We start from the raw sequence: 21,341 nt of genomic DNA on the forward strand, positions 1-21,341 counted from the left end.
ACTTACTGGCCGTAGACAAACGGCATGACGATACCGATGAGCGCGAGCGCCTCGGTGAGCGCGAAGCCGATGAACATGTTGGAGCGGATCAGGCCGGCAGCCTCGGGCTGACGGGCCATGGCCTGCACACCGTTGCCGAAGATCAGACCGACACCGATGCCGGGGCCGATCGCGGCGAGGCCGTAGCCGATGGAAGCGACGGAACCGGAAACCTCAGCGAGAGCGGACATCTCTGCTAATCCTTTGCGGGGTGGAGAACCGGTGGTGGTTGGCCACCGGGAGTTCAGGGTGCAGCCGGGGCTGCAGGGGCTCAGTGCGCCTCTTCGAGGGCACCGGCGATGTAGCTGCTGGCCAGCATCACGAAGATGTAGGCCTGCAGGAACTGGACCAGCAGCTCGAAGGCGGTCAGGCCGACGGCGACCACGAAGGACACCGAGCCGTAGAGCGCGCCGATGGTCGGGCTGAGCAGGTACCAGGAGGCGACCGAGAAGACCACGATCAGCAGGTGGCCGGCGAACATGTTCGCGAAGGCTCGGACCGCGAGCGTGAACGGGCGCACGAAGATGTTCGAGAAGAACTCGATCGGGACCAGGATGAACATGACCCAGCCCGGGATGCCCGACGGCCAGCAGAGGTTCTTCATGCCACCCACGAAGCCGTGCTTCTTGAAGGTGAGCGTCATGTACGTGATCCACACGACGATCGCGAGTCCGACCGGGAACGCGATGCGCGACATCACCGGGAACTGGGCGAACGGGATGATGGACATGATGTTCATGATCCATACGAAGAAGAACATCGAGACCAGCATCGGGACGTACTTCTCGCCCTTTTTGCCGATGGTCTCCAGCACGATGCTGCGCTTGACGAAGTCGTAGCCGATCTCGCCGACCAGCTGCATCTTGCCCGGCAGGAGCTTCGGCTTGGCGAACGCGGCCCAGAAGAACACGACGACCAGCAAGGCGCAGATGATCGACAGCAGCATCGGCTTGGTGAAGTCGATGCCACCGACCGTGAAGATCGGCTTGAAGTCGAATTCGTTCAGGCCGGGCGCCGGGAAGCCGCAGCCATTGTCCCCGCCGAAGTGGCAGTTGCCCTCAGAGGCGAGGAACGTGAGCTCAGCAGCACTCACCAGGGACTCCTTCGTCGTGACGCATGGTTACGGCAACCTCGGTGTGTCGGCGTGGCCTGCGGCCACGGTGCGGCACTGGAACTTGATGGGTTTCTCGCGGACCCGGCACGGCGGTGCGAAGCACCGGCGCGGGATCATCGAAGACTGCGCGGGTCCGGGGGGCGATCCGACCGTTGACCGGTGAGACCTGGCCGCTTCCCGTACTCCGTTGTTGCGACGGACGATAGCAGTCCGTCAGTACCGCATAAACACCGGCCCCCTCGTTGGGGGGACAGTTGGGCCTCGTCACTGTTGACGCCCCGAGTCGGAGGGCTTGTCACCCTTGGTTTCGGAGGCGTCGGGCTGGACGTAGTGGATCTTGGCCTTCATCGCGCCGCGCACCTGGAACCCCGTCCAGATCAGAACGCAACCGAGCAGCGTGAAGCCGAAGACCTTGGTGTCGAACAATGTCGTGTTCTTGAACACTCCGAGAACAACCGCGACCAGCAGGATCTGCGTGGTGTAGACCAGCAGCGCAGCCGCCATCATGATCTGCGGATTGTTCCTGGTCAGCCGGTCGAGAGCGACCTGGCCGGAACTGAAGAAGGCCAGCACCAGCAGCGTTGCGAAGAGAGCACCGAGCAACCCCTTGGTACCCACGACTGCGGCGGAGATCGCCATGGCGATGACTCCGGCGGCCGCAGTGGGGATCGCGGCGCCTCGGATGATCCGGGCGTCGTTGGACGGCATGTCGGCAACTCCGGCGGCATGTCGATGTGACGGGGGACGGGCGCGTAACGCGGGGGTGGCACCGAACCGAGGGGTTCGCCGCAGGCCGGCCGCTTGACGGCGAGCCTGTCACGGGAGACCCGACCAGGGACGGAAGTCCTCCACCTGTCAGGTCTTTCGGCGCGTTCTCGGTACTCGTGAACGGTATCACAAACTATTTGATGAGAGCTTTACCATGTATGTGTGGTACCTGTCACACCGATGGCCCAGTAGTGCAGCCGTACGGGTGAAGCAGATTGACGGCCAATCAGACGCGCCGCTCAACTCTCGCGCGAGCCCCGCCCCCGGCCGTGACCGGCGGTGTGACCGTGCCCGGAGGTGGCACCGGAGCCGTGCCCGGCGGGCCCGCGTCCCTGGCCCGACCCCTGGCCGGCGCCGTGACCGCCCACCGCGGACGCCCCGGTGCCGAGCCGGCCCAGCAGCTCCTTGTCCTGCGCCGACAGCTCGGCCATCGGCGCGCTGTCCGCGACGGCCCGCTCGGCCTCGGCCCCGGTCCGCTTCTCACCGCGCGCCACCCGGCGGTAGCGCGGCGGCACGAACGCCTGCACGGCCTGCGGGGCGTGCGGCCGGAACCGCGGAGTCAGCAGCACCACGATGCCGACCAGGCTGAGCCCGGCGATGGTGAGCACCACGGTGCGGCCGGTGTTGGTGATCGAGAACGCCACCGTGCCGAAGGCGATCAGCGCGGCCCAGAAGTACATGATCAGCACGGCCCGGCTGTGCGAGTGCCCGACCTCCAGCAGCCGGTGGTGCAGGTGCTGCTTGTCGGCGGCGAAGGGCGACTTGCCGGCCCAGGTTCGGCGCACCACGGCCAGTAGCAGGTCGGCCAGTGGCAGCGCGATGACGGTCAGCGGCAGCAGCAGCGGGATGTAGATCGGCACCAGGGTGTGCACGGCCTTGGTCTGCGAGTCGCTCAGCAGGTCGGGGTCGACCCGGCCGGTGATGGAGATCGCCGAGACGGCCAGCATCAGCCCGAGCATCATCGAGCCCGAGTCGCCCATGAAGATCCGGGCCGGGTGCAGGTTGTGCGGCAGGAAGCCCAGGCACATCCCGATCAGCAGCGCGCTGAACAGCACCGCGGGCGCGGCGTCGGTGATCGTGTAGCGGTACCAGAGGCGGTACGAGTACAGGAAGAAGGCCATCGCGGCGATGCAGACCATGCCGGCCGCCAGGCCGTCCAGGCCGTCGATGAAGTTCACCGCGTTCACCATGACCACCACCAGGGTGACCGAGATGACCATGCCCTGGGTCGGGCTGACCGCGACGGTGCCGACGCCGGGCACCGGCAGCGAGATCACCGTGACGCCCTGCCACACCATCACGCCCGCGGCGATCATCTGACCGCCCAGCTTCACCAGCGCGTCCACGCCCCACTTGTCGTCCAGCACACCGAGCACGAACATGATCCCCGCACCGGAGAGCAACGCGCGGATGTCCGAGCCGGGGGTGAACGCCTTGCTGAGGTTCGCCAGCTGCGAGGCGACCAGGATGCCGGCGCAGAGGCCGCCGAACATCGCGATCCCGCCGAGCCGCGGCGTGGGCTCGCGGTGGACGTCACGGGCGCGGACGGCCGGCATCGCGCCGGCCACGATCGCGAACTTCCGGACGGGGCCGGTCAGCAGGTAGGTGACGGCCGCGGTGCAGAACAGCACCAGCAGATACTCACGCACCACTGGCCTCCAGCGTCACGATCTGACAGGTGAGTACCGAAGGTACTCCCGTGATTGTCCGGGATTCGAGGTGCGTGGCCACGGCATACACCTTATTGAGTTGGACGCCCTCCTTGTGCATCGCGGTTCGTCCTGCCGGGTATCGATCCCGGTTCGGGACTCAACCGCGGCCGGCGAAGGCCTGTGCCAGCTCCCGCACCCGGGCCCCGATTCGCGCATCCGCGCCACCGCTGAGCAGCTGTCCGACCAGCACCGCGATCTCGGTGAGCTCCGGCACGCCCATCCCCTGCGCGGTGACCGTCCCGGTGCCGAGGCGGATGCCGGAGGTCTCGGCGGCCGGCGCGGGGTCGTAGGGCAGCGCGCACTTGCCGAGCAGGACGCCCGCCGCAGCGCACCTGCGTTCGGCCTCGGCCCCGGTGACGCCCAGCGGGCTGACGTCGGCGGTGACCAGGTGGGTGTCCGTGCCACCGGTCACCGGGGGCATTGCGGCGTCCGCCAGGCCCTGGGCGAGGGCCCGGGCCCCGGCGACCGCCCGCAGCACGTACTCGCGGTAGGCCGGCGCGGCCGCCTCGGCCAGCGCCACCGCCTTGCCCGCCACCTCGTTCATCGCCGCGCCGCCCTGGGTGAACGGGAAGACCGCCCGGTCGATCCGCTCGGCCAGCTCGCCGGTGCACAGCAGCAGACCGCCGCGCGGGCCGCGCAGCAGCTTGTGGGTGGCGGCGACGGTGACGTCCGCGTACGGCACGGGCGAGGGGGCGACGCCCGCGGCCACCAGGCCGGTGGTCTGCGCGACGGAGGCGATCAGGTAGGCGTCGACCTCGTCGGCGATCTCCCGGAAGGCCGCCCAGTCGAGGTGACGGGGGTAGGAGATGCCGCCGGCGATGATCGCCTTCGGGCGGTGGTGCCGGGCCAGCTCGCGGACCTGGTCGAGGTCGATCAGCTGGTCCGCCTCGCGGACGCCGTACCCGACGAACTCGAACCAGCGGCCGGAGAAGTTGGCCCGCGAGCCGCAGCTGAGGTGGCCGCCGTGCTCCAGCGACATCGCCAGCACCACGTCACCGGGCTTGAGCAGCGCCGCGTACGTCGCCAGCATCGCCGAAGTGCCCGACCGGGGCTGGACGTTGGCGTGCGGGGCGGCGAACAGCGAGCGGGCCCGGTCGACCGCCAGCAGCTCCGCGGCGTCCGCCAGGGCGCAGCCGCTGTGGTGGCGGCGGCCCGGGTAGCCCTCGGCGTACTTGTCGATCAGCGGGCCGCCCAGCGCGGCCAGGACGGCGGGGCTGGTGAGGTTCTCCCCCGCGAGCAGCTGGAGGCTCTCGGCCCGGCGCTCGCCCTCCGCCGCCAGCAGGTCGGCCACCTGCGGGTCGGCCCGCCGCAGGGCCTGGGAGGCCTGCCAGTGCCCCCCGGTGGTGGTGGCGCCGTACGCGGCATCGGTGATGGTCATGGCGGGACTCCCGGGCAGCGTCGGGTGAGGTCCCTCCAGCGTAGGACCGGCCGCCGGGGCCGTCCTGCCGACGCGAGCCGGGTGCACCCGTCAGGGCACGGCGCGCGCCCTGACGGCTCGGGGAACACAGCCGAAGGGGCGCGCCGGTGCCGAAGGGATGGAGCGAGGAAGCGACCGAGGAGCGAGGAAGCGCGGGAGCGACGACCGTCGGCACCGGGGCGAGCGGCCCGGAGGCTCGACGACGGACACCGCGTCAGTGTGGCGCGGGGACGCCCGTCAGGGCGGTGACGACCGGGTCCAGCGCGTGGAATATCTCCTCGCCGCAGTTGCGGAACATCCCGATCGGCGCGCCGTACGGGTCGTCCAGCTCGTCCGACTCGGGGGTGGCCGCGAGCAGCCAGCCGCGCAGTGCGGCGGCCGAGCGGACCAGGGCACGGGCGCGCTCGGTCACGTCGGCGCCCCGGCGCGGGTCGGGCAGGGTGCCCGGGTCGATCGTCCGCACCAGGCGGGTGAACTCCTTCAGGGTGAAGGTGCGCAGCCCCGCCGAGTGGCCCATCGAGATCACCTGGGCGCGGTGGTCGAGGGTCGCGGTGAGCACCAGGTCGGCCTCGACCACGTGCTCGTCCAGCAGCTCGCGTCCGGTGAAGCCGCCGCTGTCGGCGCCGTACTCGTTCAGAACGGTCGCGGCGTGCTCCTCCATCGGCGCGCCCTCGTGGCCCCAGGTGCCGGCGCTCTCCACCAGGATCCGGCCGGCCACCCGGGGGTTGAGCCGGGTGTCCAGCTCACGCCGGGTGAGCCGCTCGGCGATCGGCGAGCGGCAGATGTTCCCGGTGCAGACGAAGAGGATCCGGAAGTGGTCCAGCGGCCGGGGTGCCACGCTCAGGTACGGCGATATGCCGGGCCCCGCGTGCAGGAAGGTGGCCGTCAACTGCCGGCCTCCAGGTCGGGGACGACCTCCCTCAGCTGCTCGGCGCTGATCGCGCCGGCCCGCAGCAGGACCGGGACCTTGCCCGTGACGTCGACGATGGAGGAGGCGGTCGCGTGGTCGGCCTGCCCGCCGTCCAGGTACACCGAGATCGAGTCGCCGAGCTGCTGCTGGGCCTCGTCGCAGGTGGCCGGGGACGGCCCGCCGGTGCGGTTGGCGCTGGAGACGGCGAGCGGGCCGGTGGTGTTCAGCAGCTCGATCGCGACGGGGTGCAGCGGCATCCGGACGGCGACGGTGCCGCGGGTCTCGCCGAGGTCCCAGCGCAGCGAGGGCTGGTGCTTGGCGACCAGCGTCAGCCCGCCTGGCCAGAAGGCGTCGACCAGCTCCCAGGCCTGCTCGGAGAAGTCGGTGACCAGGCCGTGCAGGGTGGTCGGCGAGCCGACCAGGACGGGTGAGGGCATGTTGCGCCCGCGTCCCTTGGCGGCCAGCAGGGAAGCCACGGCCTCCGGGGAGAAGGCGTCGGCGCCGACCCCGTACAGCGTGTCGGTGGGGAGCACCACGAGCTCGGCGCGGCGGATCGCCGAGGCGGCCTCGCGCAGTCCGGTGGCGCGGTCCCCTGCGTCGGCACAGTCGTAGCGGCGGCTCATCGGTGCGGTCCCCTTCCGAGATGGCTGATGGAGTTGGTGCCCGGCCCGCCGGCCGTGACGCCTCGCGCGGCGCGGCGCGGGGAGGCGGTCACAACGACGCCTTGCGGGCCGTGGTGAAGCGCGGGCGGTTGTTCAGGTCGCGGTGGTCGGCCGCGTCCGTCCAGCCGCCCTCCTCGTTGAAGATCCACGGCACCTGGCCGCCCTGGGTGTCGGCGTGCTCGATCACGACCGCGCCGCCTGGTCGCAGCAGCCGGGCGGCGACCCGCTCGATGCCGCGGATGGTGTCCAGGCCGTCCTCGCCGGAGAACAGCGACATCTGCGGGTCGTGGTCACGGGCCTCGGGCGCGACGTACTCCCACTCGGTGAGCGGGATGTACGGCGGGTTGCTGATCACCAGGTCGAAGCGGCCGTCCCAGGAGCGGTCGTCCTCGAACGCGCGGGTGGCGTCCCCGGCGTGCAGGGTGACCCGGGCGCGGTCCGAGCTGGCGGCGATGTTGCGCCGGGTGTAGCGCATCGCGCCCTCGTCCAGCTCGAAGGCGTGCACCATCGAGCGCGGCAGCTCCTGGGCCAGGGCCAGCGCGATCGCGCCGGAGCCGGTGCAGAGGTCGACCACCAGCGGCTCCGCCACGTCCATGTCGCGGACGGCGTCTATGGCCCACTCGACGACCGTCTCGGTCTCCGGGCGGGGCACGAACACACCGGGGCCGACCTCCAGCTCCAGGTACCGGAAGAAGGCCCGGCCGGTGATGTGCTGGAGCGGTTCACGCGCCTCGCGGCGCGAGATGGCCTCCCAGTAGCGGGCGTCGAAGTCGGCGTCCGGGACGGTGTGCAACTGGCTGCGCTTGACGTTGTGGATGTGTGCGGCGAGTTCCTCCGCGTCGAAGCGCGGCGACGGCACGCCGGCCGCGGCCAACCGCTGGGTGGCCTGGGCCACCTCGGCAAGCAGCAGGTTCATCCGTACGACCCTCTTGTTTCTGCGCTCTGGCCCTGGTGCTCGGGCTCAGTTCTGTTGTGCCGCGGCGAGCTTGGCCGCCGCGTCGGCGTCCACACAGGACTGGATCACCGGGCTCAGGTCGCCGTCCAGGACCTGGTCCAGGTTGTACGCCTTGAAGCCGGTTCGGTGGTCCGAGATGCGGTTCTCGGGGTAGTTGTACGTCCGGATCCGCTCGGAGCGGTCGACCGTACGGACCTGGCTGCGCCGGGCGTCGGAGGCCTCCTGCTCGGCGGCCTCCTGGGCTGCGGCCAGCAGCCGCGAGCGCAGGATGCGCATCGCGGACTCCTTGTTCTGCAGCTGGCTCTTCTCGTTCTGGCAGGAGGCCACGATACCGGTCGGCAGGTGGGTGATCCGGACCGCCGAGTCGGTGGTGTTGACGGACTGGCCGCCGGGGCCGGACGAGCGGTACACGTCGACCCGCAGGTCGTTGGCGTGGATCTCGACCTCGACCTCCTCGGCCTCCGGGGTGACCAGCACGCCCGCCGCCGAGGTGTGGATGCGGCCCTGCGACTCGGTGGCCGGCACGCGCTGCACGCGGTGCACGCCGCCCTCGTACTTCAGGCGGGCCCAGACGCCCTGGCCGGGCTCGATGGTGCCCCTGGTCTTCACGGCCACCGAGACGTCCTTGTACCCGCCGAGGTCGGACTCGTTGGAGTCGATGATCTCGGTCTTCCAGCCGGTCCGCTCCGCGAAGCGCAGGTACATCCGCAGCAGGTCACCGGCGAACAGGGCGGACTCCTCGCCGCCCTCACCCGCCTTGATCTCCAGGATGACGTCCTTCTCGTCGCTCGGGTCGCGCGGGACGAGCAGGAGGCGCAGTTCCTCGGTCAGCTCGGCCTGGCGGGCCTCGGAGGCCTTCACCTCGGCGATGAAGTCCGAGTCCTCGGCGGCGAGTTCGCGGGCCGTCTCGATGTCCTCGCCGGTCTGGCGCCAGGCGCGGTAGGTGGCGGTGATCGGCGTCAGCTCCGCGTAGCGCTTGGCCAGCTTGCGGGCGTTGGCCTGGTCGGCGTGCACGGACGGGTCGGCCAGCCTCGCTTCGAGGGCGGCGTGCTCTACGAGGAGCTCTTCGACTGCCTCGAACATGGGATGGGCCTACTTCCGGTGAGATCTGCTGGCTGGTACGTGCGGAGCGGTGGGACGCGAACGGCGCCGGCCCCCACGCCCCCGCGATGTGCGGGGACGCCGGAGACCGGCGCCGAAAGAGCGCTAGGCCTGCTTCGCGCTGTGGCCCTTGCCGAAGCGAGCCTCGAAGCGGGCAACGCGGCCGCCGGTGTCGAGGATCTTCTGCTTGCCGGTGTAGAACGGGTGGCACTGCGAGCAGACCTCGGCGCGAATGACGCCGCTGGTCTCGGTCGAGCGGGTGGTGAACTCGTTGCCGCAGGTGCAGGTCACCGAGGTGACCACGTACTCGGGGTGAACGTTGGGCTTCAAGGGTTCTCCTAGGTTCGGGAGGGCACCGGGTCGGCGACTGGACAGACGCACGTGAACCGGGACCGACGTACCAGTCTGCCAGGACTGGTCGCCTCTTCCCAAACCGGGTGCCGGTCGCGGATATTCCTGGTACGTCCCGATGCCCGGCGGCGGCCGGCGCCCTACGTCCCCGGCCGCCGGGGCCGTCCGTCCCTAGCGGCCGGCGCGCGCCGCACCCGAGGCCGCGGAGGGCGCGCCGGAGGGCTCGGTGGCGGGTCCGCCGGAGGGACCCGTGGCGGCCGTGGACGGCGTCGTGGCGGTCGCGGAGGCGGTGTTGGCCGGATTGCCCGGCTGGGCGGTGACGACGTCCCGCGGGACGGCCTGGTCGGCCTTGAGCGCCGCCCACAGCCGGTTGGCCTGCGGCTGCTGCTCGACCACCCGGTTCGGGTCACTGGTGGCCGCCACCACCGGCAGGGTGACCATGGTCAGCTGCTCCGGCCCGATCTGCTTGAGCGACTCGGCGAGACCGACCAGCGCGTTCACCGAGGCGAGGTCGGAGTCGGTGGTGATGCTCCTGGTCAGGGTGTCCCCCACGGACCAGAGCTTCACCGGGTTGGAGAGCAGCCCGATCGAGCCGACCTGCTGCATGACCGACCTGACCATCTGCTTCTGCAGTTCGATCCGTCCCAGGTCGCTGCCGTCGCCGACCCCGTGCCGGGTGCGGACGAAGGCGAGGGCCTGCGCGCCGCCCAGATGGTGCTCACCGGCGGCCAGGTCCAGGCCGCTGTCCTTGTCCGTGATGGCCACCGTGGTGGTCACGGTGGCCCCGCCTATGGAGTCGATGAAGCGGGCGAAGCCGGAGAAGTCGATCTCCACATAGTGGTTCATCCGCAGCCCGGTGAGCTGCTCCGCGGTCTTCACCGCACACGCCGCGCCACCGACCTCGTACGCGCTGTTGAACATCGCCCGCCGCTCGGCGGGTACCGCCCGCCCCGAGGGGTCCGTGCACTCGGGCCGGTCGACCAGGGTGTCGCGCGGGATCGAGACCACCTCACCGCGGGTGTGGTCCTGGTTGACGTGCAGCACCATCGCGGTGTCCGAGCGGGCCGTCCCGCCGGTGTCGCCGCCGGCCAGGCTTCCGTTGCTGCCGCTGCGCGAATCGGAGCCGAGGACAAGGACGTTGAACGACCCGCCGGTCGCGGAGGGGGGCCGGGAGGCGCCCAGCCTGGCGTTGATGTCGACGCTCTTGATGTTCGCGTTGAGCCGCCAGTACGCGTAGCCCGCCGCGCCCGCACCCAGCACCACGAGGGCGATCAGCGTGCAGCCGGCGATCCGCAGCATCCTGCTGCGGCGACTGCGGGGCCTGTGGTGATCGGCCATCTCGTGTCGTCCTCGCCCTGAGCGCCCGGTGCGCGTCCGTCAGCTGTTGCTGCATCTGGCCGGATATGACCGCTCTTTCGAGGATAAGCGAACCTCATGATGATGAGAGCGGTATGTGAATCAACCTGGAAGCAGCCTGCGTTCGGACGGCCACGGAGAGCCGCGGAGGACCGCCGAGTGATGCCGTACCGGCTTCGCGCGGGCCGGCGGCGGCATGACCGCGGACAGCGGCGAGCCCCGGACCGCGGGTGCAGTCCGGGGCTCGCCGTGCGCTGCCGATCCGGCGTCAGTCGCCGGAACCGGGGGTGGTCTTGGCGATCTGCATCAGGAACTCGGCGTTGCTCTTGGTCTGCTTCATCTTGTCCAGCAGCAGCTCGATGGCCTGCTGCGAGTCCAGCGCGTGCAGCACCCGGCGGAGCTTCCAGGTGACCGCCAGCTCCTCCTTGCCGAGCAGGATCTCCTCCTTGCGGGTGGAGGACGCGTCGACGTCCACCGCCGGGAAGATCCGCTTGTCGGAGAGCTTGCGGTCGAGCTTGAGCTCCATGTTGCCGGTGCCCTTGAACTCCTCGAAGACGACCTCGTCGGCCCGGGAGCCGGTCTCCACCAGCGCGGTGGCGAGGATGGTCAGCGAGCCGCCGTTCTCGATGTTGCGCGCGGCACCGAAGAACTTCTTCGGCGGGTAGAGCGCGGTCGAGTCGACACCACCGGACAGGATGCGGCCGGAGGCCGGCGCCGCCAGGTTGTAGGCGCGGCCGAGGCGGGTGATCGAGTCCAGCAGGATCACCACGTCGTGGCCCAGCTCCACCAGGCGCTTGGCGCGCTCGATGGCCAGCTCGGCGACGACCGTGTGGTCCTCGGCGGGCCGGTCGAAGGTCGAGGAGATGACCTCGCCCTTCACCGAACGCTGCATGTCGGTGACCTCTTCCGGACGCTCGTCGACCAGGACGACCATCAGGTGGCACTCGGGGTTGTTGTGGGTGATCGCGTTGGCGATCGCCTGCATGATCATCGTCTTGCCGGTCTTCGGCGGGGCGACGATCAGACCGCGCTGGCCCTTACCGATCGGCGACACCAGGTCGATGATGCGGGTGGTCAGCACGCCCGGGTCGGTCTCCAGGCGCAGGCGCTCCTGCGGGTACAGCGGGGTCAGCTTGCCGAACTCGGGACGGCCGCGGCCGCTCTCCGGGTCCATGCCGTTGACGGAGTCCAGCCGCACCATGGCGTTGAACTTCTCGCGGCGCTCGCCGTCCTTGGGCTGGCGCACGGCGCCGGTGATGGCGTCGCCCTTGCGCAGGCCGTTCTTGCGGACCTGGGCGAGCGAGACATAGACGTCGTTGCTGCCCGGCAGGTAGCCGGAGGTCCGCACGAAGGCGTAGTTGTCGAGGATGTCGAGGATGCCCGCGACGGGGATCAGCACATCGTCGTCGCCGACCTGCGGCTCGGCCACGCCGGCGTCGAAGCCGTCCCGGCGGGTGCCACGGCCACGGCGGTCGCGGTAGCGGCCACGGCGGCCGCGGCGGCCGTCGCCGAACTCGTCGTCGTCGTAGCCGCCCTGCTGGGCCTGCGGCTGGCCGCCGCCCTGCTGCTGCTGGCCCTGGCGGGCCGGCTGGCCCTCGCCCTGGGCCGCCTGGGTGCCCGCGGGCTGGCCCTGGCGCTCGGCGCGGTCCCGGCGGTTACGGCGGTCCCGGCGCGACTCGCGGGTGTCGCCGTCCTGCGCGGCCTGGCCGTCGCCGGCCTCCTGGCGCTCACCGCGCTCGCCGCCCTCGCGGCGGTCGCGGCGGTCCCGGCGGTCCCGGCGGGTCTCGGTACGGCCCTCCTCCTGACGGCCGTCGAAGGCGCGGGCGCCCTCCTGCTTGGTGTCGGCCTGCTTGGCCTCGGTGACCACCGCGGTGGCGCTGTCGCCGGCCTCGGCGGTCGGCGCGCCGGCGGCGGAGGTGGCGCGGCGGCGGGTGCGCTCGGCGCGGGCCGGGGCGGCGCCGGTCTCGGCGGCGGCCTGGACCGGGATCTCGATCTGGGCCTGCGCCTCGGCGGCGGCGGCTTCGACCGGGGCGGTACGGGTGCGGCGGGCCGGCTTCTCGGCCGGCGCCTCGGCCGCGGGCGCCTCGGCGGCGGCCGGGGCGGCCTTGGTGGCGGCGCGCTTGGCGGCCGGAGCGGCCGGCGCGGCGCCGGCGAGCAGCGGGTCGCCGCCGCTCTTCTCCTTGATGGCCTCGATCAGCTGGCTCTTGCGCAGGCGTCCGGTACCGCTGATACCGAGCGTCGAGGCGAGCTTCTGCAGCTCGGCCAGGACGAGGCCGTCCAGGCCCGCGGCGGCGGTGCGACGGCGCCGGGCCGGGGCCGCGGGGGCGGCGGCTGCGTCCGACGCCTCGGCGTCGGGGCGCGCGCCCATCAGATCGGTGGTGTCGCTCACTAAGGGTCCTTCCCTGGAGCGGACGTCGGCCTGTCTGGCTCGGCGACCGGTTGTGCTGTCCTGACCAACGCTCGTCTGCGCGGGTCCGAGGCGGTGATCCCTCGAATGGCGGTACCAACCGAGGGAGAGCTGCGAGGTGCGGTGCTTGAAGCACGGTGGTGCTGGGTGGCGCGTGGGCCGGTCTCGTGCCGACCCGCCCTCCTGGCCCGTCGTCGGGCAGGAGGGGCGCACTGCCTGCGAATCCCGGGCCCCCGTCGCGAGACGGTCGCCCGTGCTCCGCCCGGCCGGGCCTCAGGTTGGAGGCCGCGGGTGGGAGTCAGGTGCCGTCACGGCTTCGGGATGCGGCCGCAATCGCGCAGGCAGGCTGCGTACGCGCTGTGGTGGGCTCCCGGAGAATCGTGGTCCCGTGCATCGCCCTGACTCCGCGGAAGCGGAGCGCTGGGATCGGGACGCGGCGCACCGAGCCCCGGAGGGCACCTGGTGCAGCAATGAGGTTAACACTACCTACCCCCTCAGACATTCCCCAGCCTTGCGCTTGCCAATCGTGTCCCTGCATTCCCGCCCGGTCTCCCCCCTGCGACCTCGGACGATGCCCGTGGTCAGCCGTCGAGCGGGAGCACCGAGGCCCCGGCACGGTCGAGTTCCAGCCGGTGCGCGGCGAAGCCCGGGCCGGCGAAGTGCAGCAGCTTGTCCGCCCCGGCCTCGTCGGCGAGTGCGAGCACGGTCGGGCCCGCCCCCGAGATGACGGCCGGGACGCCCTCCGCGCGCAGCGCGCCCACCAGCGCGGCGCTGTCCGGCATGGCGGACGCCCGGTAGTCCTGGTGCAGCCGGTCCTCGGTGGCGGCGAGCAGCAGCTCGGGGCGCCGGGTGAGGGCCTCGACCAGCAGCGCGGCACGGCCGGCGTTGGCGGCCGCGTCGGCCAGCGGCACCGTACGGGGCAGCAGCCCCCGGGCGGTCTCGGTGAGCACCTCGGTGGACGGGATGAAGACCACCGGCACCACGTGCTCGGACGGGTCCAGCGTGACGGCCCTCGCGCGGTCCTCCTCCGTCCACGCGACGGTGAAGTTGCCGCGCAGGCAGGCTGCGACGTTGTCCGGGTGGCCCTCCAGCTCGGAGGCGAGGGCCAGCAGCGCGTCGTCGTCCAGCGCGGACGGGCCGCCGATGGTGACGGCGCGGGCCGCGACGATGCCGGCGCAGATCGCGGCGGACGAGGAGCCCAGGCCACGGCCGTGCGGTATGCGGTTGGCGCAGACCACCTCAAGGCCGCGCGGCTGGCCGCCGAGCCGGTCGAAGGCCGCACGCATCGAGCGGACCACCAGGTGGCGCTCGTCCCGCGCGAGGGTCTCGGCGCCCTCACCCGCGATGTCGACGGAGAGGCCGGAGTCGGCGACCCGGACCACGACGTCGTCGTAGAGGCCAAGGGCGAGTCCGAAGGCGTCGAAGCCGGGGCCCAGGTTGGCGCTGGTCGCGGGAACCCGGACCCGGACGGCGGCGGCTCGGAACGCGGGACCGGCCATGCGGTGGACTCTCCTGAGGAATGAGGTGCGCGATCGCGCGGGGCGCGTCATCGCAGAGGGTGGGATGTCGCGCGGGGCGCGGCGTGTCACGGGTGGTGGGGTACGGCGGGCGCCGGGTGGGGCGACCACGTCGAACGCGGGCCGGCGATGGCGCGGCCCCGGGACGGACAGGGCCCGGGGCATGTGCCACACGGCCGGACCCAGAGTATCGAAGAGAGGTTCAACAGTGGTACACCCCGTGCCATCCCGATCTGGTGTGTTGCCGCTTCTGGCCGGAATTCACGGGGGAATGGCGACGAAATCGGGCCGGGAATTGACACCAAAGTGTCAATTCGGAACGGCGGTGGGCCAACCCCCGAAAGGGTTGGCCCACCATCGGATCACCGGCCGGAAGGCGTCAGTCCAGCAGGCCGAGCCGGTGCGCCGCGGCCTCGGCGTCGATCGGTACGACGTGCGGCTGCGGGGCGCCCGCCACCGCCCAGTCCGGGTCCTTGAGGCCGTTGCCGGTCACCGTGCAGACGATCCGCTGGCCCGGGTCGACCAGACCGGCCTCCGCCTTGGCCAGCAGGCCGGCCACGCCGGCGGCCGAGGCGGGCTCCACGAAGACGCCCTCCCCGGAGGCCAACAGCCGGTACGCCGAGAGAATCTGACGGTCCGTCACCTTGTCGATGAGGCCGCCGGACTCGTCCCGCGCGGCGATCGCGAAGTCCCAGGAGGCCGGGTTGCCGATCCGGATCGCGGTCGCGATGGTCTGCGGCTTGAGCACCGGGTGGCCGTCCACGATCGGCGCCGAGCCGGAGGCCTGGAAGCCCCACATCCGCGGTGTGCGCGAGGAGAGCCCGTCGGCGGCGTACTCGCGGTACCCCTTCCAGTACGCGGTGATGTTGCCCGCGTTGCCGACCGGCAGGACGTGGATGTCGGGGGCGTCGCCCAGCATGTCCACGATCTCGAAGGCGGCGGTCTTCTGGCCCTCGATCCGCACCGGGTTCACCGAGTTGACCAGCGCCACCGGGTACTTCTCGGACAGTTCACGCGCAAGAGTGAGGCAGTCGTCGAAGTTCCCGTCCACCTGCAGGATCTTCGCGCCGTGCACCAGCGCCTGGCCCATCTTGCCGAGCGCGATCTTGCCCTGCGGCACCAGCACGGCCGAGACCATGCCGGCGCGCACCGCGTACGCGGCGGCCGAGGCCGAGGTGTTGCCGGTGGAGGCGCAGATGACGGCCTGGGCGCCGTCCTCCTTGGCCTTGGAGATCGCCATCGTCATGCCGCGGTCCTTGAAGGACCCGGTCGGGTTGGCGCCCTCGACCTTCAGGTACACCTCACAGCCGGTGCGCTCGGAGAGCAGCTGCGCCGGGACGAGCGGCGTGCCGCCCTCCAGCAGGGTGACCACGGGGGTCGTGTCGCTGACCGGCAGCCGGTCGCGGTACTCCTCGATGAGGCCGCGCCACTGGTGGGTGTGCCCGGCTCTGGAGATCACGGCGTTCATGGTGCTTCCTACTCCCCTTCAACCCGCATGATGCTGGCCACGTCCCGCACGCTGTCGAGCGCACGGAGCTTGTCGACCGTCGCCGACAGCGCGGCGTCGGTGGCGCGGTGGGTGACCACGACGAGCGAGGCGTCGCCGTCACGGCCCTGCTGGCGCACGGTGTCGATGGACACTCCGTGCTCGGCGAAGGTGGACGCCACCTGGGCGAGCACCCCCGCGCGGTCGTCCACGTCCAGGCTGACGTGGTAGCGGGTGACCACCTCGTCCATCGGCTTGGCCGGGAGCTGGGTGTACACCGAGTCGCCGGGGCCGGTGGCGCCCGCGAGCTTGTTGCGGCAGACCGCGACCAGGTCGCCGAGCACCGCGGAGGCGGTCGGCGCGCCGCCGGCGCCCGGGCCGTAGAACATCAGCCGGCCGGCCGCCTCGGCCTCGACGAACACCGCGTTGTACGCCTCGCGGACGGAGGCCAGCGGGTGCGTCAGCGGGATCATCGCCGGGTGCACCCGGGCGGTGACGGACTCGCCGTCCGCCGCCCGCTCGCAGATCGCCAGCAGCTTGACCACGCAGCCCATCTGCTTGGCGGAGGCGATGTCGGCGGCGGTCACCTCGGTCAGGCCCTCGCGGTAGACGTCCGCGGCGGTGACCTCGGTGTGGAAGGCGATGCCCGCCAGGATCGCGGCCTTGGCGGCGGCGTCGAAGCCCTCGACGTCGGCCGTCGGGTCGGCCTCGGCGTAGCCGAGCGCGGTGGCCTCCTCAAGCGCCTCGGAGTACCCGGCGCCGGTGGAGTCCATCTTGTCGAGGATGAAGTTGGTGGTGCCGTTGACGATGCCGAGCACCCGGTTGACCTTGTCACCCGCGAGGGACTCGCGCAGCGGGCGGATCAGCGGGATCGCGCCGGCCACCGCGGCCTCGTAGTACAGGTCCACACCGGCGGCCGCGGCCGCCCGGTGCAGTTCGGTGCCGTCCTGGGCGAGCAGCGCCTTGTTGGCGCTGACCACCGAGGCCCCCTGCCGGAAGGCCGACAGGATCAGGTGCTTGGACGGCTCGATGCCGCCCACCACCTCGATGACGACGTCGATGTCACCCCGGTTGACCAGGGCCTCGGCGTCGGTGGTCAGCAGGTGCTCGGGCACCCCCGCCCGGGCCCGGCCGGCCCGGCGGACGGCGATGCCGACGAGCTCGACCGGCGCGCCGATGCGCGCGGCGAGGTCGGCGGCGTCTGTCGTCATGATGCGCGCCACCTCGGAGCCCACCACACCACAGCCCAGCAACGCCACCTTCAGCGGCCGCGTACGCATCATCCGACTCCGCTCTGCATTCTTCGTGATTTCCGGCCGGCCCTTCCTGGGAGGCCGAAAGCTTCGGTCTGTACCAGTCTCCGGGACTTTCCGTACGGATCTACGGTCGTTCCATGATCTGAGACAAGGATTTCGTCATCCGATATCGAGACGCAGGAGATCCTCTTCCGTCTCGCGCCGGACGATCACCCGGGCCGCGCCGTCGCGGACGGCGACCACCGGGGGCTTGAGGGCGTGGTTGTAGTTGCTGGCCATCGAGCGGCAGTACGCCCCGGTGGCCGGCACCGCGATCAGGTCGCCCGGTGCCAGGTCGGCGGGCAGGAAGGCGTCCCGCACCACGATGTCACCGGACTCGCAGTGCTTGCCGACCACACGTACCAGCATCGGCTCCGCCTCACTGGTACGCGAGACCAGCGCGACCGAGTACTCGGCGTCGTACAGTGCGGTGCGGATGTTGTCCGACATCCCGCCGTCGACGCTGACGTACGTACGCAGGCCCTCCAGCGCCTTGATGGTGCCGACCTCGTAGAGCGTGAACGCCGTCGGGCCGACGATCGCCCGGCCCGGCTCGACCGAGATCCGCGGCGCGCGCAGGTCGGCCGCGGCGCACTCACGGCGCACGATCTCGGCCAGCGCGGCCGCGATCTCGGCCGGTTCGCACGGGTCGTCCTCGCTGGTGTAGGCGATGCCCAGGCCGCCGCCGAGGTCGATCTCGGGTAGCTCGACGCCGTGCTCGTCGCGGACCTGGGACAGCAGGGAGACCACCCGGCGGGCCGCGACCTCGAAGCCCGCCATGTCGAAGATCTGCGAGCCGATGTGCGAGTGGATGCCGCGCAGCTCCAGGCCCGGCTGGGCGAGCACCCGGCGGACGGCCTCGGCGGCCGAACCGCCGCTCAGCGAGAGACCGAACTTCTGGTCCTCGTGCGCCGTCGCGATGAACTCGTGGGTGTGCGCCTCGACCCCGACCGTGACCCGGATCAGCACCGGCTGGCGTACGCCCTGGCCGGCCGCGATGGCCCCGAGCCGGGCGATCTCCCCGTAGGAGTCGACCACGATGTGCCCGACGCCGGCCTTCACGGCCTGCTCCAGCTCGTCCGCGGACTTGTTGTTGCCGTGCAGCGCGATCCGCCCGGCCGGCATCCCGGCGGCGAGCGCCACGGCCAGCTCACCCGGGCTGCACACGTCCAGGTTCAGGCCCTCCTCGTGCAGCCAGCGCACAACGGCTTTGGAGAGGAACGCCTTGCCCGCGTAGTACACGTCCGCGTCGGTGCCGAAGGCGTCCCGCCAGGCGCGGGCGCGGGCCCGGAAGTCCTCCTCGTCCAGCAGGTACGCCGGGGTGCCGAACTCCCGCGCCAGGTGCCTGACGTCGAGCCCGCCGACCGTCGCCACGCCGTCGGCGTCCCGGGCCACCGTGCGGGACCAGACCTTCGGGTCGAGGGCGTTCAGGTCGCTCGGCGGGGCCTGGTAGTGGCCCTCTGGCAGCACGTCGCCGTGGCGGGGGCCTGCGGGGTGTGCGGAGCGGCTCATTTCCTCTTCCTCTTCCGGACTCTCGGGCTGTCGGGCTCTTCCGGATTCTCGGACCGGACTCTATGGAAAGGGGCGGTGACGGTCGGCTGCCGACCGTCACCGCCCCGCAGGCACGTCGGGGCGGCTACATCCGCTCGGGCGCTGTCACACCGAGCAGCGTGAGGCCGTTGGCGATGACCGTCTGCGCGGCCTCCACCAGCCAGAGACGGGCACGGTGCGTGTCCGTCATCTCCTCGTCGCCCTTGGGCAGGAACATGCAGTTGTCGTAGAGCCGGTGGTACACGCCGGCCAGGTCCTCCAGGTAGCGCGCCACGTGGTGCGGCTCGCGCAGCTGGCCGGCCTTGGCCAGGATGCGCGGGAACTCACCGAGCGCGCCGAGCATGTCGCTCTCCCACTGGGTGGCGAGCAGCTCAGGCTTGAAGTCCTCGGCCGAGCCCTTGTCGACGCCCAGCTCCTTCGCCTTACGGGCCACACCGCACATCCGGGTGTGCGCGTACTGGACGTAGAAGACCGGGTTCTCGTTGGTCTGGCTGGTCAGCACGTTGATGTCGAGCGTGATCGTGGAGTCCGTGGAGGACCGCGCCAGCGTGTAGCGGGCGGCGTCCACGCCGATCCAGTCGACGACGTCGTCGATCGTGATGATGTTGCCGGCCCGCTTGGACATGCGGACCTCTTCGCCGTCGCGAAGCATCTTCACGAACTGGCCGATCTTCACCTCGATGTTGCGGTCCATGTCGTCGCCGGCGCAGGCCGAGATGGCCTTCAGCCGGTTGACGTAGCCGTGGTGGTCCGCGCCGAGCATGTAGACCGAGACCTCGCTGCCGCGGTCCCGCTTGCTGAGGTAGTACGCGGCGTCGGCGGCGAAGTACGTCTTCTCGCCGTCGGCCTTGACCAGGACGCGGTCCTTGTCGTCACCGAAGTCGGTGGTGCGCAGCCAGATCGCGCCGTCCTGCTCGAAGACGTGGCCCTGCTCGCGCAGCCGCTCGATCGCCTTTCCGATCGCGCCGGAGTCGTGCAGCGTCTTCTCGGAGAACCAGGTGTCGAAGTGCGTTCCGAACTCGGACATCGAGCGCTGGATCTCGGCGACCATCAGCTTGAGGCCTTCCGTGCGGAAGGCCTGGAGCTGCTCGTCGACGGGCAGGTCGAGCACGCCCGGCACGCCGTTCACGATCGCCTTGGCGATGTCGACGATGTACTCGCCGACGTAGCCGTCCTCGGGGGCCGGCCGGCCGTTCGCGGCGGCCTGCAGGGAGGCGGCGAACTTGGTGATCTGCACGCCGGCGTCGTTGAGGTAGTACTCGGTGGTGACATCGGCGCCGGTGGCCTTGAGCACCCGGGCGAGGGAGTCGCCGACGGCCGCCCAGCGGACGCCGCCGATGTGGATCGGGCCGGTCGGATTGGCCGACACGAACTCCAGGTTGATCTTCAGGCCCTTGAGTGCGTCGTTGCGGCCGTACGCGGCGCCCGCCTCGACGATGGCCCGGGCCAGCGCGCCCTGGGTGGCGGCGTCCAGCGTGATGTTCATGAAGCCCGGGCCGGCGATGTCCACCTTGGCGACGCCGGGCAGCTCTCGCAGGCGCGCGGCCACCAGCTCGGCCACGGCTCGCGGCGGCTTGCCGGCCGGCTTCGCGAGCTGGAGGGCCACGTTGGTGGCGTAGTCGCCGTGGTCCCTGTTCTTGGGCCGCTCGATCGTCACGTGCTCGGGCACGGCGACGGTCAGCTCGCCCGCCTCTACGACGGCGCTCACTGCGGCCTGGACTGCCTGGGAAAGCTCTGCGGGTGTCACGACGCCAAGCGTAGGCGAGAGGGGGGACCCGGCCGCCACCCGGTTTACCCGTTGAGACGCCGCGCCCACGCCGCACGCACGGCTGCACCTCTGCACCCCACCGGCACACCGTTGACATTCGCACCACCGCCGCCGGTGGGCGTCAACCCCACTCTGTTCGCTGAGAGCGGAACTCTCCGCCGCTCTCGCCGAAGCCGTACGCGAAGCCGCCGGCCCGGCCGGCGACGCTCAGCGCCATCAGCCGGTGCACCAGGGCGACCAGATCCGACGGATCGAAGGGCTTGCCCAGGTAGCCGTCCACGCCCACCGACTCGCCGCGGTGGAGGTCCGCGGGCGTGCAGGCGCTGACTATCGCGATGGGCAGCCGGCTCGTCAGGGGCGCGGCGCGCAGCCGGGCCGCCGTCCGCAGGCCGTCCAGGCGCGGCATCACCACATCGAGGGTCACCACGTCCGGATCCACCCGGCGGACCACCTCAAGGCATTCGGCGCCGTCGGCGGCAGTCACCACCTCGAAGCCCTCGAGCTCCAGGTTGACTCTGATCAGCTGGCGGATCACCTCGCTGTCGTCCACCACGAGGACCCGCCCGGACACTCCAGACACCTCACCGAGGGTAGCCGCGCGCCCACCGCCCCGTCCGGCCTTTCGGCACTTCCACCCGGACGGCCCGCCACCGCCCCACCCGCCACGCCACCACCCGCGCGACCGGTCACGCCGCCCGCCGCGCCCTTCGCCAAAACCCGTGCACGGACCGGGCCCACGGCCTGGTAATGTTCTCCACGTCGCAGCAAGACCGCGACGACAGCAGGCCCCCGTAGCTCAGGGGATAGAGCACCGCCCTCCGGAGGCGGGTGCGCAGGTTCGAATCCTGCCGGGGGCACTTCGCAGGAAGTGCCGATGAGGCCCAGCTCAGCGGATCACCACCGCCAAGCTGGGCCTTCGTCATGTCCCGGGC

At 71.3% G+C, this 21,341-nt stretch carries 18 protein-coding genes and 1 tRNA gene; 1 reads left to right on the plus strand and 18 read right to left on the minus strand.

Translation table 11 applies throughout. The features are described from left to right. Positions 1-2: 2 nt before the first annotated feature. The 18 genes from atpE to ACIBH3_RS00400 all read right to left on the minus strand — a co-directional run bounded on the left by atpE (position 3) and on the right by ACIBH3_RS00400 (position 20,980). On the minus strand, positions 3-230 hold the full coding sequence (gene atpE, locus ACIBH3_RS00315) for an ATP synthase F0 subunit C (protein WP_014138091.1): 228 nt from the start codon (positions 228-230) through the stop codon (positions 3-5). A gap of 80 nt (positions 231-310) precedes the next feature. Next, a complete protein-coding gene (gene atpB / locus ACIBH3_RS00320; RefSeq protein ID WP_396309576.1) occupies positions 311-1,132 on the minus strand; it encodes a F0F1 ATP synthase subunit A in 822 nt (273 codons plus the stop codon). A 285-nt stretch (positions 1,133-1,417) separates the two neighbouring features. Beyond that, entirely contained in the window at positions 1,418-1,861 is a 444-nt protein-coding gene (locus ACIBH3_RS00325) for a hypothetical protein (protein WP_396309577.1), read from the minus strand. Between the two features lie 299 nt (positions 1,862-2,160). After that, on the minus strand, positions 2,161-3,570 hold the full coding sequence (locus ACIBH3_RS00330; protein WP_396309578.1) for an MraY family glycosyltransferase: 1,410 nt from the start codon (positions 3,568-3,570) through the stop codon (positions 2,161-2,163). A gap of 160 nt (positions 3,571-3,730) precedes the next feature. Continuing rightward, positions 3,731-5,011, minus strand: coding sequence for a serine hydroxymethyltransferase (glyA, locus tag ACIBH3_RS00335; protein ID WP_396309579.1), 1,281 nt, complete (start codon positions 5,009-5,011; stop codon positions 3,731-3,733). A 253-nt stretch (positions 5,012-5,264) separates the two neighbouring features. Further along, entirely contained in the window at positions 5,265-5,906 is a 642-nt protein-coding gene (locus ACIBH3_RS00340) for a protein-tyrosine-phosphatase (RefSeq protein WP_396309933.1), read from the minus strand. A gap of 29 nt (positions 5,907-5,935) precedes the next feature. Next, positions 5,936-6,583, minus strand: coding sequence for an L-threonylcarbamoyladenylate synthase (locus tag ACIBH3_RS00345; RefSeq protein WP_396309580.1), 648 nt, complete (start codon positions 6,581-6,583; stop codon positions 5,936-5,938). Between the two features lie 88 nt (positions 6,584-6,671). Next, entirely contained in the window at positions 6,672-7,538 is an 867-nt protein-coding gene (gene prmC / locus ACIBH3_RS00350; RefSeq protein WP_396309581.1) for a peptide chain release factor N(5)-glutamine methyltransferase, read from the minus strand. Between the two features lie 45 nt (positions 7,539-7,583). Next, positions 7,584-8,660 (minus strand): peptide chain release factor 1, encoded by a 1,077-nt coding sequence (prfA, locus tag ACIBH3_RS00355; protein WP_396309582.1) that lies wholly within the window; start codon positions 8,658-8,660, stop codon positions 7,584-7,586. A 123-nt stretch (positions 8,661-8,783) separates the two neighbouring features. Next, entirely contained in the window at positions 8,784-9,008 is a 225-nt protein-coding gene (rpmE, locus tag ACIBH3_RS00360) for a 50S ribosomal protein L31 (RefSeq protein ID WP_396309583.1), read from the minus strand. Between the two features lie 192 nt (positions 9,009-9,200). Beyond that, positions 9,201-10,367 (minus strand): LCP family protein, encoded by a 1,167-nt coding sequence (locus ACIBH3_RS00365; protein WP_396309584.1) that lies wholly within the window; start codon positions 10,365-10,367, stop codon positions 9,201-9,203. Positions 10,368-10,653: 286 nt separating this feature from the next. After that, positions 10,654-12,774 (minus strand): transcription termination factor Rho, encoded by a 2,121-nt coding sequence (rho, locus tag ACIBH3_RS00370; protein ID WP_396309585.1) that lies wholly within the window; start codon positions 12,772-12,774, stop codon positions 10,654-10,656. A 599-nt stretch (positions 12,775-13,373) separates the two neighbouring features. Further along, positions 13,374-14,291: a homoserine kinase gene (thrB, locus tag ACIBH3_RS00375; RefSeq protein ID WP_396309586.1), complete on the minus strand. Its 918-nt coding sequence runs from the start codon at positions 14,289-14,291 to the stop codon at positions 13,374-13,376. A 397-nt stretch (positions 14,292-14,688) separates the two neighbouring features. Further along, positions 14,689-15,777 (minus strand): threonine synthase, encoded by a 1,089-nt coding sequence (gene thrC, locus ACIBH3_RS00380; protein WP_396309587.1) that lies wholly within the window; start codon positions 15,775-15,777, stop codon positions 14,689-14,691. An 8-nt stretch (positions 15,778-15,785) separates the two neighbouring features. Continuing rightward, positions 15,786-17,078 carry a homoserine dehydrogenase gene (locus ACIBH3_RS00385; protein WP_396309588.1) on the minus strand — a complete coding sequence of 431 codons (1,293 nt, stop codon included), beginning with the start codon at positions 17,076-17,078 and terminating at the stop codon, positions 15,786-15,788. 132 nt (positions 17,079-17,210) lie between these two features. After that, positions 17,211-18,602: a diaminopimelate decarboxylase gene (lysA, locus tag ACIBH3_RS00390; protein WP_396309589.1), complete on the minus strand. Its 1,392-nt coding sequence runs from the start codon at positions 18,600-18,602 to the stop codon at positions 17,211-17,213. Positions 18,603-18,726: 124 nt separating this feature from the next. Further along, the gene (gene argS, locus ACIBH3_RS00395; RefSeq protein WP_396309590.1) at positions 18,727-20,388 is read right to left on the minus strand and encodes an arginine--tRNA ligase; all 1,662 of its coding nucleotides are present in this window, start codon (positions 20,386-20,388) and stop codon (positions 18,727-18,729) included. A gap of 142 nt (positions 20,389-20,530) precedes the next feature. Then, on the minus strand, positions 20,531-20,980 hold the full coding sequence (locus ACIBH3_RS00400) for a response regulator (RefSeq protein WP_396309934.1): 450 nt from the start codon (positions 20,978-20,980) through the stop codon (positions 20,531-20,533). 214 nt (positions 20,981-21,194) lie between these two features. On the opposite strand from ACIBH3_RS00400, the gene ACIBH3_RS00405 reads away from it, so the two are divergent. Next, a tRNA-Arg gene (locus ACIBH3_RS00405) sits at positions 21,195-21,266 on the plus strand. Positions 21,267-21,341: the final 75 nt, after the last annotated feature.

It is taken from the genome of Kitasatospora sp. NPDC050543, from assembly GCF_044457565.1.
Taxonomy (GTDB): Bacteria; Actinomycetota; Actinomycetes; order Streptomycetales; family Streptomycetaceae; genus Kitasatospora.